Annotated in this window: 22 protein-coding genes, 2 tRNA genes and 1 riboswitch; of the genes, 8 read left to right on the top strand and 16 right to left on the bottom strand. The window is 59.5% G+C overall.

The genetic code is table 11. From position 1 onward, the window contains the following. Window positions 1-23 precede the first annotated feature (23 nt). From H4684_RS06220 to H4684_RS06240, 5 genes are all read right to left on the bottom strand, one after another. The gene (locus H4684_RS06220) at window positions 24-926 is read right to left on the bottom strand and encodes a hypothetical protein (protein WP_192623198.1); all 903 of its coding nucleotides are present in this window, start codon (window positions 924-926) and stop codon (window positions 24-26) included. Further along, entirely contained in the window at window positions 923-1,951 is a 1,029-nt protein-coding gene (locus tag H4684_RS06225) for an energy-coupling factor ABC transporter ATP-binding protein (protein ID WP_192623199.1), read from the bottom strand. The genes H4684_RS06220 and H4684_RS06225 overlap by 4 nt, the downstream gene beginning before the upstream one ends. Beyond that, complete coding sequence (locus tag H4684_RS06230) at window positions 1,948-2,640, bottom strand: ABC transporter permease (RefSeq protein ID WP_092193349.1); 693 nt, start codon at window positions 2,638-2,640, stop codon at window positions 1,948-1,950. Before H4684_RS06230 ends, H4684_RS06225 begins: the two co-directional genes overlap by 4 nt. 131 nt (window positions 2,641-2,771) lie before the next feature. Next, the gene (locus tag H4684_RS06235) at window positions 2,772-3,644 is read right to left on the bottom strand and encodes a substrate-binding domain-containing protein (protein ID WP_092193347.1); all 873 of its coding nucleotides are present in this window, start codon (window positions 3,642-3,644) and stop codon (window positions 2,772-2,774) included. 89 nt (window positions 3,645-3,733) lie between these two features. Beyond that, a complete protein-coding gene (locus H4684_RS06240; RefSeq protein WP_192623200.1) occupies window positions 3,734-4,306 on the bottom strand; it encodes a FlgO family outer membrane protein in 573 nt (190 codons plus the stop codon). Between the two features lie 108 nt (window positions 4,307-4,414). Between H4684_RS06240 and H4684_RS06245 the strand changes: the two genes are divergently transcribed. From H4684_RS06245 to H4684_RS06255, 3 genes are all read left to right on the top strand, one after another. After that, the gene (locus tag H4684_RS06245; protein WP_192623201.1) at window positions 4,415-5,134 is read left to right on the top strand and encodes a hypothetical protein; all 720 of its coding nucleotides are present in this window, start codon (window positions 4,415-4,417) and stop codon (window positions 5,132-5,134) included. Then, the gene (locus tag H4684_RS06250; protein WP_192623202.1) at window positions 5,134-5,889 is read left to right on the top strand and encodes a FlgO family outer membrane protein; all 756 of its coding nucleotides are present in this window, start codon (window positions 5,134-5,136) and stop codon (window positions 5,887-5,889) included. The genes H4684_RS06245 and H4684_RS06250 overlap by 1 nt, the downstream gene beginning before the upstream one ends. A gap of 145 nt (window positions 5,890-6,034) precedes the next feature. Further along, a complete protein-coding gene (locus H4684_RS06255; RefSeq protein ID WP_153304614.1) occupies window positions 6,035-6,181 on the top strand; it encodes a hypothetical protein in 147 nt (48 codons plus the stop codon). 80 nt (window positions 6,182-6,261) lie between these two features. Here H4684_RS06255 and H4684_RS06260 read toward each other — a convergent pair whose 3' ends face one another. The 11 genes from H4684_RS06260 to H4684_RS06310 form a co-directional block, all read right to left on the bottom strand. Beyond that, entirely contained in the window at window positions 6,262-8,322 is a 2,061-nt protein-coding gene (locus tag H4684_RS06260; RefSeq protein ID WP_192623203.1) for a ribonucleoside triphosphate reductase, read from the bottom strand. A 33-nt stretch (window positions 8,323-8,355) separates the two neighbouring features. Next, entirely contained in the window at window positions 8,356-8,994 is a 639-nt protein-coding gene (locus H4684_RS06265; RefSeq protein WP_092193337.1) for an anaerobic ribonucleoside-triphosphate reductase activating protein, read from the bottom strand. Between the two features lie 65 nt (window positions 8,995-9,059). Continuing rightward, window positions 9,060-9,215: riboswitch (cobalamin riboswitch) on the bottom strand. 83 nt (window positions 9,216-9,298) lie between these two features. Then, a complete protein-coding gene (locus H4684_RS06270) occupies window positions 9,299-10,528 on the bottom strand; it encodes an MFS transporter (RefSeq protein ID WP_092193440.1) in 1,230 nt (409 codons plus the stop codon). Window positions 10,529-10,540: 12 nt separating this feature from the next. Next, a complete protein-coding gene (locus H4684_RS06275) occupies window positions 10,541-11,656 on the bottom strand; it encodes an acyltransferase family protein (protein ID WP_192623204.1) in 1,116 nt (371 codons plus the stop codon). Between the two features lie 138 nt (window positions 11,657-11,794). Next, window positions 11,795-13,030, bottom strand: coding sequence for a menaquinone reductase integral membrane subunit QrcD (qrcD, locus tag H4684_RS06280; RefSeq protein WP_092193333.1), 1,236 nt, complete (start codon window positions 13,028-13,030; stop codon window positions 11,795-11,797). Continuing rightward, entirely contained in the window at window positions 13,023-13,793 is a 771-nt protein-coding gene (gene qrcC / locus H4684_RS06285) for a menaquinone reductase iron-sulfur cluster-binding subunit QrcC (protein WP_092193331.1), read from the bottom strand. The genes qrcD and qrcC overlap by 8 nt, the downstream gene beginning before the upstream one ends. Window positions 13,794-13,835: 42 nt before the next feature. After that, window positions 13,836-15,896 (bottom strand): menaquinone reductase molybdopterin-binding-like subunit QrcB, encoded by a 2,061-nt coding sequence (gene qrcB, locus H4684_RS06290; RefSeq protein WP_192623205.1) that lies wholly within the window; start codon window positions 15,894-15,896, stop codon window positions 13,836-13,838. Between the two features lie 18 nt (window positions 15,897-15,914). Beyond that, window positions 15,915-16,454, bottom strand: coding sequence for a menaquinone reductase multiheme cytochrome c subunit QrcA (gene qrcA, locus H4684_RS06295; RefSeq protein ID WP_092193327.1), 540 nt, complete (start codon window positions 16,452-16,454; stop codon window positions 15,915-15,917). Between the two features lie 209 nt (window positions 16,455-16,663). Continuing rightward, window positions 16,664-17,215 (bottom strand): dTDP-4-dehydrorhamnose 3,5-epimerase, encoded by a 552-nt coding sequence (gene rfbC, locus H4684_RS06300; protein WP_192623206.1) that lies wholly within the window; start codon window positions 17,213-17,215, stop codon window positions 16,664-16,666. A 323-nt stretch (window positions 17,216-17,538) separates the two neighbouring features. Beyond that, window positions 17,539-17,629 (bottom strand) — tRNA-Ser (locus tag H4684_RS06305). 6 nt (window positions 17,630-17,635) lie between these two features. Next, a tRNA-Ser gene (locus tag H4684_RS06310) sits at window positions 17,636-17,731 on the bottom strand. A 162-nt stretch (window positions 17,732-17,893) separates the two neighbouring features. On the opposite strand from H4684_RS06310, the gene H4684_RS06315 reads away from it, so the two are divergent. From H4684_RS06315 to lysS, 5 genes are all read left to right on the top strand, one after another. Next, a complete protein-coding gene (locus H4684_RS06315) occupies window positions 17,894-19,186 on the top strand; it encodes a homoserine dehydrogenase (protein ID WP_192623207.1) in 1,293 nt (430 codons plus the stop codon). Next, window positions 19,186-20,376 (top strand): cofactor-independent phosphoglycerate mutase, encoded by a 1,191-nt coding sequence (locus H4684_RS06320; protein WP_192623208.1) that lies wholly within the window; start codon window positions 19,186-19,188, stop codon window positions 20,374-20,376. Before H4684_RS06315 ends, H4684_RS06320 begins: the two co-directional genes overlap by 1 nt. Then, complete coding sequence (locus tag H4684_RS06325) at window positions 20,373-20,786, top strand: acyl-CoA thioesterase (RefSeq protein ID WP_192623209.1); 414 nt, start codon at window positions 20,373-20,375, stop codon at window positions 20,784-20,786. Before H4684_RS06320 ends, H4684_RS06325 begins: the two co-directional genes overlap by 4 nt. A 6-nt stretch (window positions 20,787-20,792) precedes the next feature. Next, entirely contained in the window at window positions 20,793-21,623 is an 831-nt protein-coding gene (locus H4684_RS06330) for an amidohydrolase family protein (protein ID WP_192623210.1), read from the top strand. Between the two features lie 79 nt (window positions 21,624-21,702). After that, window positions 21,703-23,211, top strand: a complete 1,509-nt coding sequence (gene lysS / locus H4684_RS06335; protein WP_192623211.1) for a lysine--tRNA ligase — start codon at window positions 21,703-21,705, stop codon at window positions 23,209-23,211. Window positions 23,212-23,218 lie beyond the last annotated feature (7 nt).

Below are 23,218 nucleotides of genomic sequence, written 5' to 3' on the forward strand. Positions count from 1 at the left end.
CCCTCCGCAAAAAAGTGGGCCAATCAAATGCCGGAAAACAAGGTAGTGTACGAAATGTTTCCGGCGTCGCCAATGCAATGAATATCACCCCGGGCGGCGGTGTGGTCAAGTCCGGCTTCGAGATCGGCGCGCAAGGACGGCAATCCGCCAAGACGCTGGGCATGATCGAAATCGACGATCAGCAGACGGACACGGGGATGGATGACGGGATTCCCGGCGAAACGATACCGTTTCAAGTGCGGCGTTTCAAGTGCTCGGGAACGTTCAAGGAAATCATGAAACCAGGAGTCCATGACCGGTTTGTCAGCGAGGAGGCGACCGAACTCGTGCATGCGCCAGACGATTCCGCCTCGCCCCGCAAGACGCAGATCACCGTCCTGGTAACGGCGAAGCAGAAAAAAAACGCCCGTGCCCCTGGGAGAGAGAACGACCAGGTCGGCCCGTCCCGAAGGCAAGGCGGCGTCCACGGCCAGGACGCAGGAATGTCTCAGAAAGAGCCGGTCGAGGATGGCCGCCCGCCGATCTTCATGCCGGCAGACCCGGCGCCGCACGCGGTCATGGAACCGGGCGAGATCGGCCAGGCACTCGACCTGCCTTTGACGAGGCACGGCGTCGGTATCGCCAAGCACGGCCCTCGTCCCGGGATGCGACAGAAGCAGATGCTCCGGCGCAATGCGACACTGCAACGCCGGGCCGTGAAGGCATACTTCCGCAAAGACGTTGCCGCGCAGACGCACGGTGATCCCGGTTTCATCCACACGCGGAACCGTCTCGGCATCCCCGACGATCCGCGCCCACCAGCTCCGGGGATCCCGGCGCAGTTCGTTGCAGCGGCGGCACAGTTCCCGCCATTGCGCTTCGAGGGCTTTTTCTTGAGACTCCGAATGCGCCGTGTTCCCGTCCCTTTCTTCCTGACTCGTGTTCATGCGGTCTCGGACATCCGGCCCGGGCAGTCCAAAAAACACTCCACGGCGGAAGACGGTATGTCGACACGTACCAAGGCCCCGATCTCAAGACCTGCCCCCCAAAATTCCTTCAATGCCATCTGCACATGCAGCGGCCTGCCCAAATCAACGCTCAGGCTGACCATTTCGCCTTCAAGCCGGATCCGGGTCAATATCCCACGGTTCGGCCCTGGCTCCCTGGCCACTCCCAGACGCACCGCGCCCGGCTCAATGACCACCCGACCCCGGCCCGGTCCGCACCGTGGAACCGGCACGCGAAAGCCCGCGGCGATTCGGCACCAGGTCTGGCCGTTTTCATCCGCGAACTGTCCGGCGTAGGAGTTGCTCAGGGGACGGGCGGCAAGGCGGCCGTCCTCCAGATAAATGACCTCGGGGCACAGAGCCGCGGCCTGGGATCGATTGTGAGTGCAGAGCACGATGGTGGTGTCGCCCCGGTCGCGCAGATCGGCCACGATCTGCTCGATGATGACCCGGTTCTGCGTGTCGACGCTGGCTGTAGGCTCGTCCAGAAGCAGAACCTTGGGACGACTGGCCAGGGCGCGGGCAATGGCCACGCGCTGCGTTTCTCCCCCGGACAGGCGCGGAGCATGGCTGTCGGCCAGATGGGCAAGGCCCACAAGGTCCAGGGCCTCGTGGACCAGATGTTCGCGTCGGCCCTTCTCCACCCCCCGGATGGCGAGCCCGTAGCCCACATTTTCGCGTACGCTTCGGCTGAACATGACCGGATGCTGCTCGACCAGGCCGACATTGCGGCGCAGGGAGCGAAGCGCGGTTTCTTTCCACACCACGGGCTTGCCCTCGAAGCGGATCTGCCCCTGATGCGGAGCATTCAAGAAGGAAAGGATGCCGAGCAGGGTCGACTTTCCGGCACCGTTGGGCCCTTGCAGGGAATAGGCCTCGCCCTCCTTGATACACAGCCCCGGCAGATCGAGCACTACCCGGCCGTCGTAGACAACGCGCACATCGTGCAGTTCGAAAAGACTCATCGCTGCGTCCTCCCCTGTGCGTAGCCCATCAGTACGTTGACGGCCAGGCTGATGGCCAGCAGCACAATGCCCAGCCCCAGGGCGAGGACGAATTCGCCCTTGTCGTATTCCAGGGCCATGGCCGTGGTCATGGTCCGGGTGAAACCCTTGGCGTTGCCGCCGAGCATCATGGAGATGCCTATCTCCGAAATGACCCGGCCAAAGGCGGCCACAATGGCGGCCATGATGCTGAAACGCGCCTCGCGCAGGATCACCAGCGCGACCTGCCATGGTGAAGCGCCCAGCGTCAGGGCCGTACGACGATAGCGGTCATCGATGCGGCCCACGGCGGCAATGGTGAAGGCAATGACAATGGGAGTAATGAGGATGATCTGACCGAAGATCATGGCCTTTTGCGTGTACAGCCAGCCAAGGGAGCCCAGAACACCGCGCCGCGAAAGCAGGGAATAGACCAAAAGGCCGATGACCACGGTGGGCAGGGCCAGCATGGTGTTGAAAAAGGTGATGACGGCCTGTTTGGCGCGAAAACGCCCGACCCCGATCAGAAATCCCGCAGGGACTCCAAGAATGCACGCGGCCGCCGTGGACCAGAAACTCACGTTCAGGGACACGCCGACGATATGAAGGAGTTCGGCATCGAACTCGAGCAGCAGCCTGAGCGCGGCCCAAAGACTGTCCAGAAAAAACATGCAGCCCCCGAATCAAGAAGGCGTTGAAAAAAAAAGGCCCGCTGTCGGAGCGGGCCGTCTCAAACCTCACGTTGAGCACCCCCGAGACTCAAAAAAACGGCTCGGGGTCGACTCTTCACATCCGCTCGAAGCTACTTTGCGTCCGGAAAGAAGAGCTGCTTGTCAAGGAGTTTGTAATCACCAATGACCTTCTGGCCGCGTTCGGACACCAGCCACTTGGCGAAGGTGTCGGCCAGGTCGAAACGGACATGGGGGTGTTTTTCCGGATTGACCGGGATAACGCCGTACGGATTGAAGAGGGTCTTGTCGCCTTCACTTATGGGCACAAGCTGCAAGCCCTCGGGGCGGCCATATTTATACTGAACGTAGGTGCCGCGATCCGTGATGGTATAGCCTTGCTTCTCCTCGGCGAAGGTAAGCGTCTTGCCCATGCCCTGACCTATGGACATGTAGTTCTTCATCCCTTCCGGATGGACGGTCTTGAAGGTCACTTCCTTGGTCTTGGACTTGAAAACGGTATCCTCTTCCTTCAAGGCCAAGCCGCTGGATTTCCAAAGATCCTGTTCCTTGGCGTGGGTGCCGCTGTCATCGCCACGGGAAACGAACACTGCTTCCGACATGGCAATCTTCTTCATGGCCAAAGTCGCGTCGCCACTCTTGGCCCCAGCCGGGTCCGCCTCGGGGCCGATGATCAAAAAGTCGTTGTACATGACATAGTAACGCTTGGTCCCGAAGCCATCGGCCACGAATTTTTCCTCGCGGGCCGGATCATGCACGAAAATCACGTCCACATTTCCGTCCACGCCATCCCGTATGGCCGCGCCCGTCCCCTTGGCCAGGACCTTGACCTCGATTCCCGTGTCCTTCTTGAACTCCGGAAGCAGGATATCAAGCAGGCCGGAAGACTGCGTGCTGGTCGTGGTGGACATGCTCAGCACCTTGTCTTGGGCAAGCCCCACGCACGGCAAGACCATTAAAACAAACAACACCAGGAATTTCTTCATACTTCCTCCTATTAAGTGAAAAGCGACATATCGGAACTCCCATATGTCAAACATGACACCAGGACAAGAAGGAAGGACCTACTTATTCTTCAATCGAGACTGGTTTTGACGGAAGGCCGAGCCGCGCTCCCGCCTCCGTCATTTTTTTTCGGACGCACATACGGCAGGGTGAAATCCGAAGAGGCCAGAGCCACCCCGTCGCCCGTGCGCAGCACTCTTGCGTTGACGTAAATTTGGCGTTCGATGACCGTATAGGTTCCGACCAGCACTGAATAGGCGGGCACATCGGTGTTGATCCGCGACAAGTCCCGGGAGAGCGCGAGCACTCCGCCTTCGGGCAGCACCCGCAACTCGTCGGAACGCAGCTGGACTTCCGTCACGGAATATCCGAGCTGGCTCAACCGGGACGAAACCTGCTCCGAGAGAAGCCGCCCAAGATCATTGGTGTTTTCCACATTGGTGGAATCGACAAAGGACGCCGCAAGCATCGGATACCCCGCGACCCCGCTCCCGGAAAGCTGCCGGTGAAGGTGATCGCCCGCCTTGTAGGACAAGGGGATGAGCGGCGGCGTCCTGGTACGCGAACCCACCTCGTAAAAGGGGGGCAGTTGCACGCAGCCGCCGATGAAAACGCAAAAAAGCAGGACATAGAGCTTGGACATTGCCGATCCTCCGGAGAAAAATGCCGACTGCCGAATGCAAAGCATGCCGCGTGCCAACATTTCCTCAAACGGCCTTAAGTTTTCCAGACTGCGGCCGATAATCTGATCATGGAAAGAACCAAAATCAAGGACCACGCCATGCGCATCGCAGCCCTGCTCACACTGATAACACTTGGCCTCGTGACCGGCTGCTCTTCGGTCAGCGTCAATTCCGACCAATCCTCCCAGCTGGTCACGGCTCAGGCGCCCATTTCAAGCGGCTACCTGCTCAGCACCCAGCCCAAGATGCAGGCCATGGCCCATTGGGACCTGCTGGCCGACAAGGTAGCGCGAAACTGCGGCAAAGCTCTTGATCACTTCTTTCCCGAGCAAGATGTACGCGTGTATGTCGCGCCTCTTGGCACGACGCCCTTCGCCAAGGCCTACAGGGAAGCGCTGCTGACCCACCTCATTGACTACGGCGTCCCGGTGGCTTTTGCCCCGGAAGGAGCCGCCGTGCTAGAGGCCAATCTGGGCCTCGTCACGCACCGACGAGTCCTCGATAAAACGTCCAAGGGCTTGCGGCGTGCTCCGGAGCCGGGCTTCAGACAGGCCAAAAACAGTGCCGGGCACTACGTGCCCGTACCGGAAATCGGGGAGGAAAGCGGTTATTTTGACGCACCTACTCCGGACTCGGAAGTCCAGATCAATTCGGCCCTGGTCCATCAGGGCGCCTATCTGTACCGCGACTCGAGCATTTTCTACGTCAGCAGCCCCGACTGGGCCCACTACCAGCCGCAGACGCCGCAGGGCGGCGTGGAACTCAAACGTTACTCACTGGTGAACTGATGATCCGCCCGGCAATCTTCCTGGCCCTTCTCCTGTGCGTCTTCCCCATTTCAGGACATGCGCAGTGCGGAGCGTCGCGCATCGACATGCTCTGCGACTCCCTGGCCGCGGAGCTGGTCTCCAACCTGCAGGTCAGGCTGGACCGCTCCGGGCTGATCATGACCGCCCCCTTCGCCGACCTGCATGACGTCAAGAGTACTTCCCCCTTGGGCCGGATTCTGGCCGAAGAACTGGGCAACGCGCTCACCCTCCACGGATACCGTTTGGCGGACACCCGCGTGTTCATGCCTTCGCCCTATTCGCTGAAGGAACAGGGCGAGACGGCCCTTTCCGCGGAACCCGATCAGGCCGGAGCCACGGCCGGACTGCACACCATGCTGACCGGCACCTATGCCATGGCCGATGGAGGCTTGCGCATCTCCGCACGCCTGGTCCAGCCCACGGATCACGCCGTTCTCGCCACCGCCAGTTGCCGCTTGCGTTTGTCGGAGGAAATCCGAAGCCTGCTTGCGGCAGTCGAGCCCACGCCCGCCGCTTTGACCCTGCCCGCCGTGCTCCTGGACCTCAAGGTTAAGGCCGACGCCAAGCGCGTACAACATGCCCTGGCCGCCCAGGGGCTCTACAAAGGCAAAGTCGACGGCATCTGGGGCAAAAGATCCAAGGCCGCCCTGACACGCTTCCGCGCCTCCCTGGCCATGCCGGCCACTGCCGAATGGGATTCGGCCACCCAGGCCGCCCTGCTGCCCGCTTCCTGACCCCGCGCCAGCCCCTCCACCAGGCCCTGTCGAAAAAATAATCGTCAGCATTTTCCTTGACGAACAGACTTTTCGCGCCTAGCTAGCTTTCGTTTCAAAACGAAGTTCGTAAAATTTACCATATTTCCGAATATAGAGGTACGCCATGCGTGAAATCACATTGTTTTTGCATTCCCAGAAAATCCAGCGCCCGAAACCGATCATCTCCACCGCGATCATGAGCCTGGCCGGCGGCCTGCGCTCGGCGCTCGGCGTCCTGAACGGGCTGCGCAGATCGGCGCTCGGAAAATAAGCCCACCCACGCCTGAAGTCGCAAAAAAACGGCCGGATTGCATCGCAGTCCGGCCGTTTTGGCGTTAAAAGCCCTCCCCCCTATTGCCCGAAGCAGGAGGCCTGGGAGTATTCCACTCGATCCTTGTATTCCGCCTGTTTCCCGCGATTCCACATCTTGACCGGACGGTAGTAGCCCACCACGCGGGTATACACTTCCGTTTCCTGGCCGCAGTGCGGGCAGGTGATCTGCTCGCCTGTCAGATAGCCGTGATCCTTGCAGATCGAAAAGGTCGGCGTGATGGACACGTAGGGAATCTTGGTCTCGGTCAGGGCGCGCACCAAAAAACTCTTCAGGGCCTGCGTGTCCGGCACGGATTCACCGAGGAAGCTATGGAAAACGGTGCCGCCGGTGTACATGGGCTGCAGCCGGTTCTGGTGCTCCAGGGCGGAAAAGATATCCGTGGTGTGCCCAACGGGAAGCAGGGTCGAGTTGGTATAGTAGGGCACCCCGTTTCCGGAGGCCTGGATGTCCGCATAAAGCTTCTTGTCGATCTTGGCCAAACGGTAGCTGGTCCCTTCCGCCGGAGTGGCTTCAAGGTTGTAGAGGCTGCCCGTCTCCTCCTGAAAGCGCACCGTGATCTCGCGCAGATGTTCAAGGGTCCGGACCATGAGTCGCGTCCCGGCCTCGGTATCGATGCCCTTGCCGAGCAGATTCAGGCAGGCTTCGTGCCCACCCAGAATGCCGATGGTGCTGAAATGGCTGCGGAAGCCGTTTTTGAGATAGCGGCTGGAAAAGGGGAACATGCCCTTGTCCATGTTGTCGGTGACCATCTTGCGCTTGAACTCAAGGGAATCCTTGGCCAGGGAGGCATATTCGCCCACCAGGTCCAGAAAGTCTTCCTCGCCCTGGGCCAGATAGGCCAGCTTGGGCAGATTGAGCGTTACGACACCGATGGATCCCGTCAGATCCCCCGCGCCAAAAAGGCCGCCGGTGCGCTTGCGCAGCTCGCGCAGGTCCATCTGCAGACGGCAGCACATGGAACGGACGTCCTCGGGCTTCAGGTCGGAGTTGATGAAGTTCTGAAAATACGGGACGCCGTACTTGGCCGTGAGCTTCAGCAACAGCTCGCCAACCTCCGTCTCCCAGGGAAAGTCCGGGGTGATGTTGTAGGTTGGGATGGGGAAGGAAAAAATCCGCCCGTGATAATCGCCGACCAACATGACTTCAAGGAAGGCCCGATTGATCATCTCCATCTCGGCCGCGTATTCGCCGTAGGTGCTGTCCTGAAGCTTGCCCCCGATGATGACGGCCTCCGAGGCGATGTGCGTGGGCGGGGCCAGGTCGAAGGTCAGGTTGGTGAACGGGCTCTGCCCGCCCCAGCGCGAGGTCGTATTCAGGTTGAACACGAACTTCTGCATGGCCTGCTTGACCTCTTCGTAGGTCAGATTGTCATGGCGGACGAGCGGGGCCAGATAGGTGTCCACGTTGTTGAAGGCCTGCGCACCGGCCCATTCGTTCTGCAGCGTGCCCAGAAAATTGACCATCTGTCCAAGGGCCGCGTCAAAATGCTTGGGCGGGCCGGACGAGCAGCGCCCTTCGAGATTGAACCCCTCAAGCAAGAGGTCGCGCAGGGACCAACCGGCGCAATACCCGGCCAGGCCAAAAGAAAGATCATGGATGTGAAAATAGCCGTGCTCATGGGCCTGCCGGACTTCCTCGGGATATTTCTCAAGGGAATAGCGGGCCTGAACGGAGCCGGACAGATGCAGCATCAGGCCCTGAAAGGAATGAGCCATGTTGGCGTTCTCGCTGACACGCCAGTCAGACTTGTCCAGATAGCTGTCGATGGTCTCGGTCACGTCCAGGAAGGTTTCGGTCTGGCTGCGGATCGTGCGACGCTTTTCGCGGTACACGATGTAGCGCCTTGCGACCTGATAAAGCCTGGACTCCATGAGCACCTGCTCGACGGTGTCCTGAACCAGCTCCTGCTCGGGCATGACCTCGGCTTCGAGTTTGGACTCGACCTTTCCGGCCAGACGCTTGGCCAGGATGGGATCCTTGATGCCGCTGGCGTTGAGGGATTTCAAAATTGCCAGGGCTATCCGGTCCACGGACCAGGATTCAACACGGCCATCACGTTTCACAATCTGCTGAGGCATGAATACTCCAATAAAGTTCGGTCGAATTGAGAATCAGGAAAAATCATCATCGCTTCGAGGCGGCACAAATTCCTGAAAATGCAAGGACAGGCCTTGCGGCATCTGGGCCCGGGTCGTCTCCAGATCTTCGGGGGTCAGGCTCGGGACCTTGGTACAGCGAAAATAGACGCGTCCGGGATACGCGCGGGCCAGGCCAAAAACCTCTTCCAGCGCGTCGCGGGCCGTATCGGTCGCCAGAGCCTGCCCGGTCAGCTCCGGATACATCGACCAGGGTCCCTTGACGTCAACGGCCACGGCCTGGACAAGCCCCGCTGCCAGCACGCGCTCCAGGACATCCGGCGCGGAGCCGTTGGAATCAAGCTTTACCGGCAGGCCGGTCGAGGAAAGATCCTCAAGCAGCCCGTCCAGATCCGCCAGGCAGGTCGGCTCTCCACCGGACAGGGTGATCCCGTCCAGCCAGCGCTTGCGGCGGCGCAGGTCAGACAGGACAATGTCCCGGTCGAGACTCGGCAACAAGGCCCATTTCCAGGCCAGGGATGCGTTGTGGCAGGTCGGGCAGCGCAAATTGCAGCCGCCGGCAAAAAGCACGCACGTGATTTTGCCCGGCCAGTCGCAAAGACTCACCGGCACCATGCCGCGCACGCGTTCCCATGAAGGAATCGTGTCAGTCATGTTCGCTCGAAGTTGTGATGACGTTTTTCTGAACAACTCAACGCCCTGCATCCGCGTGCAGAGGGTTAAGAGAATTGCTTCAGGCAGGTTTTCTGGCTTGCCCCCGCACGCGGCGTCTCCCTTTGCGGGATCAGCCTTTAACGCGCGAAATCGGGATTACAGTGGCGGGACCGCCCCGGACTCGCACCGGGTTCCCTTGCTCCTGAAGTAGTTTCGCAGAACAGGTCGAGTATTAGGACATCGAGACATCGGGATCAACCAAAACCTTTTCCACAGGGGCGTCTTTACCGTGTGGAAGAAGAATTCAGGTCAATGAATGCGAGCGGTTATGGCGTAAAAAATTCAGCCCTGCCACGGGAAGAGCCAGCGAAAAAAATACGGCCAGTACAAGGAAGGTCGTTGACAGACCGAAGCTGTCGGCAAGCAAACCTACCAGCGGGCCGGTGGCCACGAACCCCGTTCGAAAGGCCAGGCTGTGCAACGACAGAATGCTGGCCCTGTTCGCCCGGCTGCTCAAGGCCTGCAACCGCGAGCGCATGAGCGGCCCTTGCAGCCCTCGCATGGCCGTAAGCAGATAATAGAACAAAAAACCTCCCACGGCCGTGACGGTTCCAAGTCCAAGATACGCCACGACGATCAGCACGAAAAAGAGCGTCTGCATGCCGCCCGCGCCCAGCTTGCCCTCGACCCGATGGCTGTTTGCGGCAGCCAGGGCCACAACCAGATTGGCCCCGGCCCAGGCCGGACCGAACCATGTCACGGGAACCAGGCATTCCTGCATATAGGGCTGAATGAGCCAAACCATGTAGAAGGAAGCCAGCCCCAGAAGCATGCCGTTCATGATGGTCGCCCGGATGGCCGAGCTTTCCCGAAAGGCGAATCTGCAAACGCCCAAAGCTTCGGCCAGATGCGATACCACCGGCCCGCCGCTTTCCGCCTTGGGCTCTTTCAAGGTCAGGCACAAACCCAGGGCCAGGGTCCAGATCCCGATCTGGGCGACGAAGGGCAACAGCGGCCAGTGCGCGTACATGAGTCCGGCAAAGAGCGCGCCCGCGGCCTCTCCCCCTTGGGCCCATCCGACCATGCGCCCGTCGCAGCGGGTGTAGAGGTCCACCCGGTCCTTGGCGCGCAAGGTCTCGAAAAGCAGCGCCGTATCCGATCCGCTGATGAAGGCGTAGGAGACGCCCAGCAGCAACTCGGCGACAAGCACTCCCCAGAAGGTCGCCGCGACCAGATACCAGCCCCACCCGACAATGCCGAAAACGCAGGCCGTGATAAGCGCCCACCGATAGCCCAGGCGGTCGCTGACGTATCCGGACGGATATTCCATGATCACGCTGGCCAGCGAGAAAAACACCTGAAGAGTCAGGATCTCGGTCAGGGTCAGACCGATCTCGTCCTTCCAGAACAGGGTGATGATGGCCATGGGGAAAAGGGTCATCTTCAGCGCCGCGAAGACGTTGAGGGTCAGCAGCGTGCGCCGCAGTCCATCCTCGCTGTCCTGCCCATGGCCGTTCCCCGTCCTGCCACGCAAGAGCACGAGCCGCTACTCCCTGATCAGAGGGCCAAAGAAACGACCCGCCGTACGAGGCTTGCCCACCAGCTGAGGCAAGGCATGGTTGAGTGCGTGAATGATCGGAAGGCTGAGTCCAAAGCTCACGAGCGTCACCAGGACACTCACTAGAAATACGCTCCAGCCATCCGGAGGAAGATTGGCAACGCTCCACGCGGCAACGGGAGGATTGACAAAATGATAGAACACCCCGTTCAAACCGAGCAATATGATGGCATTGCGCCCAAAAAAAGTGAGCAGGGAGACGTTGTGCAGCACACGCCCCAACGCCATGATCATGGCGGTTCCGGCCAAGGCGGTGAAAGGAAACCACAGGAAATGCCCATGCCCCGAAAGCAGGATGATCACGGCCTGCAGGTACCTGAACGGGCCTTGGTTGAGGTCATAGGTGAAATGAACCGCAGCCAGCGCCACCACGAAAATCGCCGCTGCCGCACCCACCGAAACGCGACCCGGAAGTCCACTCCTGCCAAGCAGCACACCCACGAGATAGAACGCATACACCACGGGGACTTCATGCATGAGCCAGAAGCTCAAGTTCTGGCCGAAAAAGAAATACTGCTCATTGAGGGCGAAACCGCCGACATAACAGACAAGGGCAACCGCCATGATCCGCGAGGGAGAATCCAGATACGGCTGTAAAAGGCGATGCAGGCACTCCACGCTGACCAGACAAGCCACGAACCACAGTGGGATGTTGAAGAGGGGGAAGCCCAGGGCCGTGGACACGGCGGCCTTGAAGTAACCAAGCACGCCGGAGAGATCGAGCATGGGGAACCAGCCCGAGAACACCAGCGACAAGGCCGCCAGCGTGATGCTGAAAAAAAGGTAAGGCGCGATCCTCCCGGCCAAGGTCGTTTGCACGAATTTCCGAATGGGCGGAACACTTGGCCGCGCGCCCTTAACCCACCCTGAAAGGACAAAAAAGAGAATCATGTGGAACGAATAGATCCACTTGTAATGCACGGCGGCGGCAGGATTCTTCAGATACATGATCTGTTCGACGAAGTGTCCGTAATAGACAAGCAAGAGTCCAAGCGCCCTGGCAACATCGATGGCGACCTGGCGCCCGTTTTCCGCATCCTTCATGACAACTCCTTGAGGCTGCCGCCTCATGTCCGGTCCATCAAATTTCGACAGCACACAGGTAATGAACACAGATGCCAAGCATTTGTCATCCCCCAAAAAAAAAGGCCCCGAAGGGCCTTTTTCTTGTGACAACCATCTCTACTTATTGAGCTTCACTTCCTGCGGGAAGATCGGCAGATAGCGGTAGGAGATACTCATGACCAGGAATCCGTAGGCGACGATCATGAGCGAGGTGGACCATTCTGCCCAGTTGGGTACGTACGTGGTCCAACGGTCGAAAGGCATGACCGGGATGGCCAGGGCCTGAACCGTGAAGACGAAACGGTTGATGGTGACGCCGATGGCGGCCATGACGACAGCGCTGTACATGAGCCACGGACGATTGCGCACTGCAGGAGTGACCAGCAACGCGGCCGGAATCACGCCGAACCAGAAGAGTTCGAGCCACAGCAAGATCTTGCCGTACCCGTGCTCGCTGCTGAACATCTCGTCAAAGGTCAGACCCATGCCGGGCAGGATGCCCTTGGCCCAAGCGTAGGTGTCGATGATCTTGAAGAAGATGTAGACGCACAGAAGCAGACCGGAGATCTTGCCGAGGAGCTTCTTGGTGTCATAGCTGACAAGCTTGCGCCCGGTGATGCCTTCCATCATCGCGGCACACAGCATGGTGAAGCCGGGTCCGGCGGCGATGGCCGAAGAGATGAACAGGAAGAAGGTCCAGGGCCAGATGAAGAAGCCTTCACGGAACACGAACGGACGGCCGAAGAGCACGCCGTACATGCCGCCCAGGGAACCCTGGTGGAAGAAGGACAGGAAAGTGCCGATGCCGGCGAAAAGCGGCATGTAGACATGGAAGTTGTGAGCAAGATGATGACAGAACCTGTTCTGGTTGATCTTGCGGTTTTCCAGGACGATCGGCACATATTCGATGATCAGCACCGTGCAGTAGCAGGTGATGCAGAAGATGACTTCCGTCAGCATGGAGTGAACGTTGGGATGCCAGTAGCCAAACCAGGCCCTGAGCGGCTGGCCGATGTCGAGCACCAGAATCAGCATGGCGCCGGAGTAGCAAAGGAATCCGACGATGACAGCCAGGTTGATGACGTTCTTGAGTTCGTCGATACGGACGATATACCGCAGAAATCCGGAGAAAAAGGCTCCGGCGCCCAGGGCGATGACCGCCAAGTCAAAGGTGATCCACAGGCCGAACCCGAAATAGTTGTCCAGGCCCGTCACGCCGATACCGGTTCCCAGGACCTTGAACGCGCCGTACCCTCCCCACGCGAGGAAGATGCTGATCACGCCCAACCAGGCCAGGAACTTCCCAACAGAACAACGCTCCACCCCTTCGGGCCAGTACGCTCTATCAGACATGTTCGCCCCCCTTGGCATTCTTCAGGTAATTGTCCCCGAGCTTCCTCACCCACTCACGCTTGGAATAATAATAGACCTGCGGATCGGTGCCGAGTTTCTCCAGCAGGCGGAAAGCGTACTTGCTTGCGGCCAGCTTGCTGACTTCATGCTCGGGATTCTTCAGATTCCCGAATTTGATCGCACCCGTCGGGCAAATCTCGGCACAGGCGGGGATGTATGCGTCCTCGGCCAATTCCGTCGGATCCTCGCCGTTCATGCGAGCCTGCTCCTTGGCAGCCATGAATCGATGGTGACAGAACGTGCACTTCTCGACAACGCCGCGCGGACGGGCCGAAGCATAAGGAGTCAGGACCTTTTCCATGCCTTCGGGCCAGATTGGATCGAACCAGTTGAAATAACGTGCATGGTAAGGACAGGCCGCCATGCAGTACCGGCAACCGATACAGCGGGGATAGACCTGGCTGACGATGCCGCCTTCCTCGTCCTTGAGGGTGGCCACTACCGGGCAGACCGTGGAGCAGGACGGATGACCGCACTGCATGCATGGCCGAGGCAGATAGGCGACCTCATGGTCGGGGAAAGGCTTCTCGTTGGACAGTTCGTATATGTTCATCCAGTCGTTGGTGCGCAGTTTGTTGGCTGCGTCGGCCTCGGGGGGAAGGTTGTTTTCCGCCCGGCAGGCCACGGTGCAGGCACCGCACCCGGTACACTTGTCAAGGTCGACAAGCATGCCCCATTTTACTTTGAATTCTTTTGCTTGCATTGTGAATATCCTCTTATTTTCTCCAGGTGCCCAAAGGAAGTGCTACGCCTTGCTGACAGTGACACGCACCGTTGCGAACCGGGACAGCCCGGACTCTGCTTCGGTATCGGCAGCCAGCAGTTTGTAAACGTTATCTCCCTTGTCTCTGGAAAAAGCGTCCCAGGCGGTATGGCCAAGACCCAGGGGGGCCACGACGGTATCATTCATCACGCCTTCAAAAATGCGCACACGGGCTTTGCATTCCCCGCCGGAACTGGCGATTTTGACGGCATCGTCCTTTTTCAACCCAAGGTTCTTCGCCGTGGCCGCGTTGAGCAGTACGTACATGTCGTTGCCGAGCATTTCGTCAAAGCGGATGGCATTGGTGTTGAAAGGAGGAATGGCTATCTTGGCGCTGCCAATCTTGAGCCGCTGCACAGGAGCGAGGGCCAGGCTCTTGCCGTCCTTGGCCGCAACGGCCAGTTCCTGCAGAGGAGTCGTCCACAACGCCAGGTCCTGAGCCGGAAACTCTTCCGAAACCCAGGCCGCGCCCTCGACCATCTCGTCGAAGTCCGCGCCCAGCGCTTCGGCCTTGGCCTTGACCACGTCTTCAAAAGACTCGAAGCCCAGGTCCAGCTCGGCCTTGGCGGCCACGACCAGGAGAACGTCGCCGGCGGGTCTGGTGTCAAAAACCGGCTTGATGACAGGTGCTACCACGGTATAGTTGGGCTGGCCCGAACCATACGGGGAATAGGCGTCGTCAAGGCGTTCAAAGGCGTAGCTGTCAGGCATGATCAGGTCGGCCATGGCCGCCGTTTCATCCATGAACGAACTGAAGGAAACCACGAAGCCGGCCTTGTCCATGGCGGCCTGCGCCTTGGTCAGATTCGGCAGGGCGTAGGCTGGGTTGGCGCCATAGACCATGAGCAGCGCGGGAGCTTCGGCGCCGCCGTCGGCCACGGAGCTCAGGTATGCGACAAGATCATTGGCGAACATTGTCTTTCTGTCCGCGGCAGCCTCGACCACCTTGGGGGCCCAGGGCAAAATCCGAACGCCGCCGACCGCGTTGACGCGCTGCAAAAGCATGTTCAGGCTCATCCCGGCGGCAAGCTCGAACGCACCGAGGCCCTGTCCGGCCTCGGCGGCCGTCAGAACCAGCGGCCGTCCGGCCCGGACCAGTTCCTGAGCCAAGCCAGTGATGACCGCCGCCTTGACACCGGTGATTTCGGCCACCTTATCCAGCGGATAGGCCGTCTGCACAAATTTTGCGAAAGAGGCAAAACCGGGCCAGGACGAACGGTCACGGCTCGTGCCGGCTATGACAGCCGCAATTCCCAGCGCCAGGACCGGCTCGGTGCCTGTATTGCAGGGAACCCAGCTGTCGGCCACGGCGGAGGTGCCGTTCTGGGCAGGCCCGACGTACACGAATTTGACGCCCTTTTCGCGACTGGCGGAAAATGCCTTGCCGTTGCGGGCCACATTGCCCCAGGAACCCAGCGCGTCGGCGCCGAGCAGAAGCACGTAATTCGCGTTTTCGATGTCGTAGCCGACCTGGCCGTCACCACCGAGCATGGCCAGGGCCGCTGCCGCCGGGGCGCTCTCGCCGGGCATGAAAAAAGATTTATCCGAACCGGCCTTGCCGACCAAACCGGACAGCACATCCGTCACGGAACCGGTCTCGTCACCGCTGATCATGGCCACGTTCGATCCAGCTTCCCTGATCTTCCCGGCAAGCAGTTCTTCGGCTTCGGCCCAAGTGATGTCCTTGAAGGAAGAGCCGTCCTTGAGCTTGGGGTTCTTGACCCGGGAAGGGCTGTAAAGAAGATGCACGCTGGCCGCGCCCAGAGGGCAGATGCCGCCGAGGCTCAACGGATGATCCGGATTGCCTTCGGCCGTGACGGGCCTTCCGCCCACGGTCTTGACCTTGACGCCGTAGGCGTCCGAGCCCAGCTTGCACAGCGCGGGAAACGTCAGTTCCTCGCCATACTGCAGCCGCGGAATCCAGGGCCAGTTCTGTGTCCAGATGGACACGTCATCCAGGGTTTTCCATATTACGGGAGTGAAGAGGCTGCCCGCTACACCGCCAGCCACCAAAGAAATAAAGCTTCTTCTGTCGAGTCCCATCGTAAATCCACTCCTCTCTTATTTGTGGCAGACAAAACAGGCGTTGCTGGCGCCACTTTGGGCATGGCACTCTTCGCATTGCCACATCTTCATGGTGTCCTTGCTGTAGCCCGAAAGCCTGTTTTCATAATAGACAGGCGGGGTGCTCATGTTGGCCACGTCCGGATGACATGATGTGCAGTCAAGTTCCTTGTGCGCGATGTGAGAGAAGTACACATTGTCCGGCTGTTTCTGATAACCAAGCCATTCAACTTCCTTTTCCTGCTGCACATACTCGGCCACGTAGCGAGCTTCATCAGGATCTTCCCCCTGAACATCCTCATGGCATCCGACACAGTTCGCGTTGGTGGGCATGCCGGCGTAAGAGCCATCATCCCGAAACGCATGACAATCTTCACATGCCATGGCCTGATCTTCCACATGCACGACGTGATCGAACCGGATGGGTTGGGTCTTCTGACTGTACAGGACTTTGGGAAAGCCCCACCAACCAAGCACGATCGATGCCACCAAACCGACCAGGAATGGCAACACCACGCAGCTTTTGCATTTTGCCACAGTCCTCTCCTCCTACCGCGTTGAGATGAAATTTGAAAAAAACAGACACGGAATAATTGCCAACCTGTATTCAAGAGGGTCATCCTGTGTCAAGAGATAATGAAAAAAATCACGATCTTCCATCGCAAGCTAACCCCCTCGCAATACATGAAAATTCACGGCCGGCGCGGGTATTACCATACCAATCCGCTCGGCAATCGCTCAGCGCCCTACATGGAGAACGGAGAATCAAAATCCGCAAAACGCGGCAATCGCAGATCCTTGTCCGACATGATCGGCGCAAGACCGGGCCAGTCAATGCCCAGATCCGGGTCCAGACACGAGATCCCGCCGTCATGCACGGGCGAGTAAAACTGGTCGACCTTGTAAAGAAATTGCGTGTCTGCCTCCAGGGTCATGTACCCGTGGGCGAACCCCGCCGGAATGAACAGCTGCAGAAAATTGGCTGCGCTGAGAGTGAACCCCTGCCATTGGCCAAAGGTCGGCGAGCCCTTGCGCATATCGACCACCACGTCATAGACGGCGCCCCGCCCCACCCGAACCAGCTTTGCCTGGGTCATGGGCGGAGCCTGGAAGTGCAGTCCGCGCAACACCCCGGCCTGAGCGGAAAAAGCCTCGTTGTCCTGCACGAAGTCGACATCCAGCCCGTGCGCGGCAAACTGGCGGCGGCTGTAGGTTTCGCAAAAAAATCCTCGATGATCGCCAAAAACCTTGGGCTCAAAAAGCAGCACTCCTGGAATCTTCGTCCGGGTCACATCCATAATATTGCCTTCCTTGTCGTCTAAGATTGAGAGATTTTTGGAGTATAGCAAGCGCAACCGGAAAACAATGCCATCCAGGATCGCACCCCGCGCGCCAAAACCCGAAACTCGCAGACCGGCCGACAAAAAAAGACGGACACCAAAAAATGCGCGTATCAAGCGCCTTGTCCAGCATCGGCCAAAACGGACTCACCGAATTTTCACCCCAGAAACAGGAAAAGGCCCGGCTGCAAAGCCGAACCTTTTATCAATTTATCAATTTGGACGAGAAACCAAATAAAAAACCGCCGAAATCATTGGGATTCCAGCGGAACAAGTGCAAATGGCGGAGGGTTAGGGATTCGAACCCCAGATGCCCGCAAAGGCATGCCGGTTTTCAAGACCGGTGCAATCAACCAGCTCTGCCAACCCTCCAGGGGATGGCGGAGAGGGAGGGATTTGAACCCTCGATAGAGGTTTAAGCCCCTATACTCGCTTAGCAGGCGAGCGCCTTCAGCCTAGCTCGGCCACCTCTCCGTCCGTTGAAGAAGTGGCTAGTTATCCAAAAGCACATGGGGCGTCAACAAAAAATGACCCGACTTCGCACCTTTGTCATTTTGACAGCGCGTGAAGGATGCGGCAAATAGCTTTTTTTGGCTCCACAATCTTTTTCTCAATGCTGCGGCGTGGAGGAATTCCTTGAAAGACTCTGTCATCCATCTCGGCTTGGCCGGCCTTGGCACCGTTGGTTCCGGGCTCATAAAGATCATCCAGGAAAACAACGACTGGATCGAACGCAGACTTGGCAAAACCCTGAAGGTCAAAACCATCATGGTCCGCGATCTGGACAAAGCCAGAAACGTCATCCCATCCCCGGACACGACCTTCACGACCAGCATGGACGATCTGATAAACGATCCCGAAATCGACATCATCGTCGAGCTGGCCGGTGGCATCGAATTTCCGCGCACCCTGATCACCCGCGCCCTCGGCAGCGGCAAATCCGTGGTCACGGCCAACAAGGCGCTTCTGGCCGAACACGGCCCGGAACTTTTCGAGCTGGCTGCCGCCAAAAACCTCGGCCTCTATTACGAGGCCAGCGTCGCGGGCGGCATTCCCATCATCCAGACCCTCAAGGAGAGCCTGGCCGGGAACCGCATCAAGGCACTGACCGGCATACTGAACGGCACGGCCAACTTCATCATGTCCGAAATGTCCGAGAAGGGAGAGGACTTCGCCACGGTCCTGGGCAAGGCGCAGGCCAAGGGCTACGCCGAGGCCGATCCGACCCTGGACATCGAAGGCATCGACGCGGCCCACAAGCTGGTCATCCTCATCCGGCTGGCGTACGGCCAGGACTACCCCATGAGCAAGCTCACGGTGGAAGGCATCTCCAAAGTCGAGCAGTTCGACATCATCCTGGCCAAGGAATTCGGCTACCGCTTAAAACTCCTGGCCCAGGTCCGCGACAAGTCCGGCATGCTGCACGCCGGTGTCTACCCGGCCCTGCTGCGCCAGGACCACATCCTGGCCAAGGTCGACGGCCCCTTCAATTCCATCCTGCTCGAAGGCAACGCCGTGGGACCGGTCATGCTCTATGGACAGGGCGCGGGCGATCTGCCCACGGGCAGCGCGGTCCTGGCCGACATTCTGGCCCTGGCCCGCACCAACTGCGTACCCAACAACACGGGCTTCCTGGAGACCAGGCTGCCCCAGGCGCAGATTCTGGCCCCCGAACTGACCGTGTTCCGCCACTATTTCCGCTTCACGGTGGTCGATCGTCCCGGTGTCATGGCCTCCATCGCCGGGGTCATGGGCGAGTACAACATCAGCATCGCCCAGGTCGTGCAGCGCCAGTACGCGCCCAACGACGGCGTTCCGATAGTGTTCATCAGCCATTCGGCGCAGATGCAGAATGTGACCGCGGCCCTGGACACCATCAAGAAATTCAGCTTCGTGCTCGACCCGCCGGTGCACTACAGGATCATCTGATGTCAAAAACCGTTTTTCTGGTGGCCGACGGCATGGCCGGTTGGCCCCTCGACATTCTGGGAGGGCGCACCTCCCTGCAGGCCGCGAGCACCCCGACGCTCGACCTTCTTGCGCCCAAATCCCGCTGCGGCCTCTGCCAGACCGTTCCCCAGGGTATGCCGCCCGGCTCCGACGTGGCCAACATGAGCCTGCTGGGCTACGACCCGCGAACGCATCACACCGGACGCGGGCCCATCGAAGCCGCCGCCCAGGGGCTGACCCTTGACCCAAACGACCTGGTCTGGCGCATGAACCTGGTTCGCCTGACTGAACTCGCAGGCGATGGCGTGATGGAGGACTATTCCTCCGGCCATATAGACACCGCCACAGCCGCCCCCCTTGTGGCCCGACTGGCGACAATGGCCGAAGGCGGCCCTTTCCAGCCGGTGCAGGGCATCCAGTACCGCCATCTTCTGGTGCAACGGGGCGGTGCGCTGACAAGTGCGGCGGATCTGGCCATTCGTCCGCCACACGACATCCTGGACCAGAACATCGCCCAGGACCTTGATGCGTACGCATCCTTCCCGGAAATGCTTGAATTCATGCGCTCGACTCACGAATATCTGCGCGCCGAAACAACCTCCCAAGCCACATCGATCTGGCCATGGGGACAGGGACGCCCGCTGACCCTGCCCGCCTTTGCCGACCGCTTCGGCCTGCGCGGGGCGGTGGTCTCGGCCGTGGATCTGGTCAAGGGACTTGGACGGGCCGCAGGCATGGATGTTCTTGAGGTCGAGGGCGCAAACGGCCTCATCGACACCAATTACGAAGGCAAGGTCGAGGCTGCACTGAATTTTCTGAAGCACGGCGACTTTGTCTATCTGCACGTCGAGGCCCCGGACGAGTGCGGACACATGGGCGACGCGGAACTGAAAAAACGCGCCATCGAGCTTTTCGACCAGCGCATCGTGGCTCCAATTCTGGCCGCCCTTGCGCATGAGGACGCGACCATCGTGGTCACCTGCGATCATTTCACCCCCGTCGTCCGCCGGACGCACACCGAGGATGCCGTGCCCTTCCTGGTCTACAGGACACAGACGCCAAGGACCGACGGACCCGCCGTCTTCAATGAGGACACGGCGCAGGGCGCGGGCCTTTTTCTGAAGGAAGGCCGCGATCTGCTGAACTTCTGCCTGGAACCCGGCGCATGAAGGCTGATTTTCCACAGCCTTCGTGCTGGCTCGCCCACCGCGTCTCTTACGGTGAAACCGACGCCATGGGCGTGGTCTATTACGCCAATTATCTGCATCTCTTCGAGCGCGGCCGGGGAGAACTGATCCGGGGCCTTGGTTTCAGCTACGCAACCGTGGAGGAACGCGGCATCTTCCTGCCGGTACGCGACGCCACGTGCCGTTATCTCGCTCCCGCCCGCTACGACGAGATCATCCACATCCGCACCGGTCTGGCCGGTCAGTCACGGGCCAGCCTGAACTTTGTCTATGAAATCACCAATGCGGACCAGAGCGCGGTCCTGACCCGTGGCTCGACCCAGCATGCGGTGATCAACGCCCAGGGCAGGCCTGTCCGCATTCCGGACTGGCTCTCGGCCCTGTTCGGCTAGCGGCGCATGGTCGACTGCCACACCCATGTGTTCCCGCCGAAGATTGCGCCCAAGCTTGCCGCGGCCATTGGCCACGAGTTTGGAACACACCCGGCCGGAGACGGCTCGGCAGAGGATCTCCTCAAGCACCTGGACCGCGCCGGGTTGTCCCATGCTCTGTGCTTCACCGCCGCACTGCGCCCGGACCAGCTGATTCCGGCCAATTCATGGATGCTTTCCCTGCGCCGCGCGCACTCCCGGCTCATTCCCCTCGGCACCGTGCACCCGGACCATCCGTCCTGGGAAACCGAACTGGACCGGCTGGAACGAAACGGCATCCGGGGCCTCAAGATCCACCCCGACCTCTGCGGCATCGCGCTGGATTCTCCACGCTGGAATCCTGTCTGGGAAGCCGCGCAAGGGCGGTTCCTGCTCATGATCCACATGGGCCCGATCAGGGAGAACGGCGCGACCCTGTCCCGCCCCCGCGACCTGGCCGTGATCTTGAAACGCTTCCCCGGCCTTGAGGTCATCGCCGCGCACCTGGGCGGACTTTACCTTTGGGAAGAGACTCTCGCCCACCTCGCCGGTCTCGACCTGTACATGGACACGTCCTGCTGCCCAGGGGTGGTTCCCGAACCGGCATTTGCGGCAATCCTGAAGCGGCATGATCCCGAACGGATTCTTTTCGGCAGTGATTACCCACTCTTCGCCCCCGATAAGCAGCAGGCAGCCCTGGGCCGACTTTTGACAAAGATCGGCATGCCCTCCGAAAAGGTCTTCAGAAACGGCGCAAGCCTGGCAAGAAGACTCCAAACCGGCGGATTTCCAGATCTAGCGCCACCTCCCGGGCATTGACTTTTCTTGACGATAGGTCCAATTTCCAATACCCGAATTTGTTTGTTTGACGCTATCATTCCCGAAACGGAGACTTTCCTTGACAAAAGACCAGACCAATGCCCCGAGCGAGAAGCAACTGCTGCGCCACCGCAAGGAAAAGGCGCAGTTTCTGCTTGATGCGGGCATTCCCTTATATCCCAATGATTTTCGCCGTTCCGCGGAAATTGGCGACGTTCTCGAAGCGCACGGCGAAAAGGACGAGAGCGTCCTTGAACAGGAAGGACTGACCTTTGCCCTGAGCGGCCGGATCATGGCCCATCGCTCCTTTGGCAAGGCGACATTCTTCCATGTTCAGGATACCAGCGGCAAGATTCAGGTCTACGCCCAGCGTGATGATCTGGGAGTCGAGCAGTACGGCGTATTCAAGAAATTCGAGATCGGCGACATCGTCGGTGTCACCGGCGCCCTTTTCCGCACCAAGACCGGGGAACTGACGATCAAGTCTTCCGAGGTGCGGCTGCTTTCCAAGTCCATGCGTCCTCTGCCGGAAAAATACCACGGCCTGAAGGATGTAGAGACGCGGTATCGCCAGCGCTACGTGGACCTGCTGGTGAATGACCGGGCTCGCGACATCTTCCGCAAACGCACGGCCATAGTGCAGTTCATCCGCGACTTCCTGAACGAACGCAGGTTCCTGGAAGTGGAGACGCCCATGATGCAGCCCATCGCTGGCGGCGCCACGGCCAAGCCCTTCCGCACGCATCACAACGCGCTCGACATGGACCTTTTTCTGCGCATCGCTCCCGAGCTTTACCTCAAGCGCCTGCTTGTGGGCGGATTTGACCGCGTCTACGAGATCAACCGCAACTTCCGCAACGAAGGCATCGACACCCGCCACAATCCCGAATTCACCATGATCGAATTCTACTGGGCGTATGCAACCTTCGTCGACCTCATGGACCTGACCCAGGAACTCCTTTGCGCCTTGGCCAAGTCCGTCTGCGGGACGCATCTGGTTGAATACCAGGGCAATGTCATCGATCTTCAGGATGGCTGTGTGCGCATGCCCTTTCATGAATCCCTGGAAACCATCGGCGGCGTCTCCCCGGAAATCTACCTCGATTACGGCAAGTGCAAGGATCTGGCCCAGAAGCTGGGCGAAACCGTGCACCCCAAGGAGAAGCTCGGTAAGCTCCAGGCCAAGCTCTTTGACAATTTGGTCGAGCCCAAGCTGATCCAGCCCCATTTCATTTATCATTACCCGACAGACATATCCCCCCTGTCCCGCAAGAACGACCAGAATCCCGAAATCACGGACCGATTCGAACTGTTCATCTGCGGGCAAGAAATGGCCAATGCCTTTTCCGAGCTGAACGATCCGTACGACCAGAAGGATCGCTTCGAGGAACAGGTGCGGGAAAAAGCCGCCGGCGATGACGAGGCCCACGCCATGGACGAAGACTATATCCGCGCCCTGGAATACGGCATGCCTCCGGCAGCCGGACAGGGTATCGGCATTGACCGATTGGTCATGCTGCTGACGGACTCTCCGTCCATCCGGGAAGTCATTCTCTTCCCGCTGCTACGGCCTGAAATCGTCGGCTAGATCCGAC

The organism is Desulfomicrobium macestii (assembly GCF_014873765.1).
GTDB lineage: Bacteria > Desulfobacterota > Desulfovibrionia > Desulfovibrionales > Desulfomicrobiaceae > Desulfomicrobium > Desulfomicrobium macestii.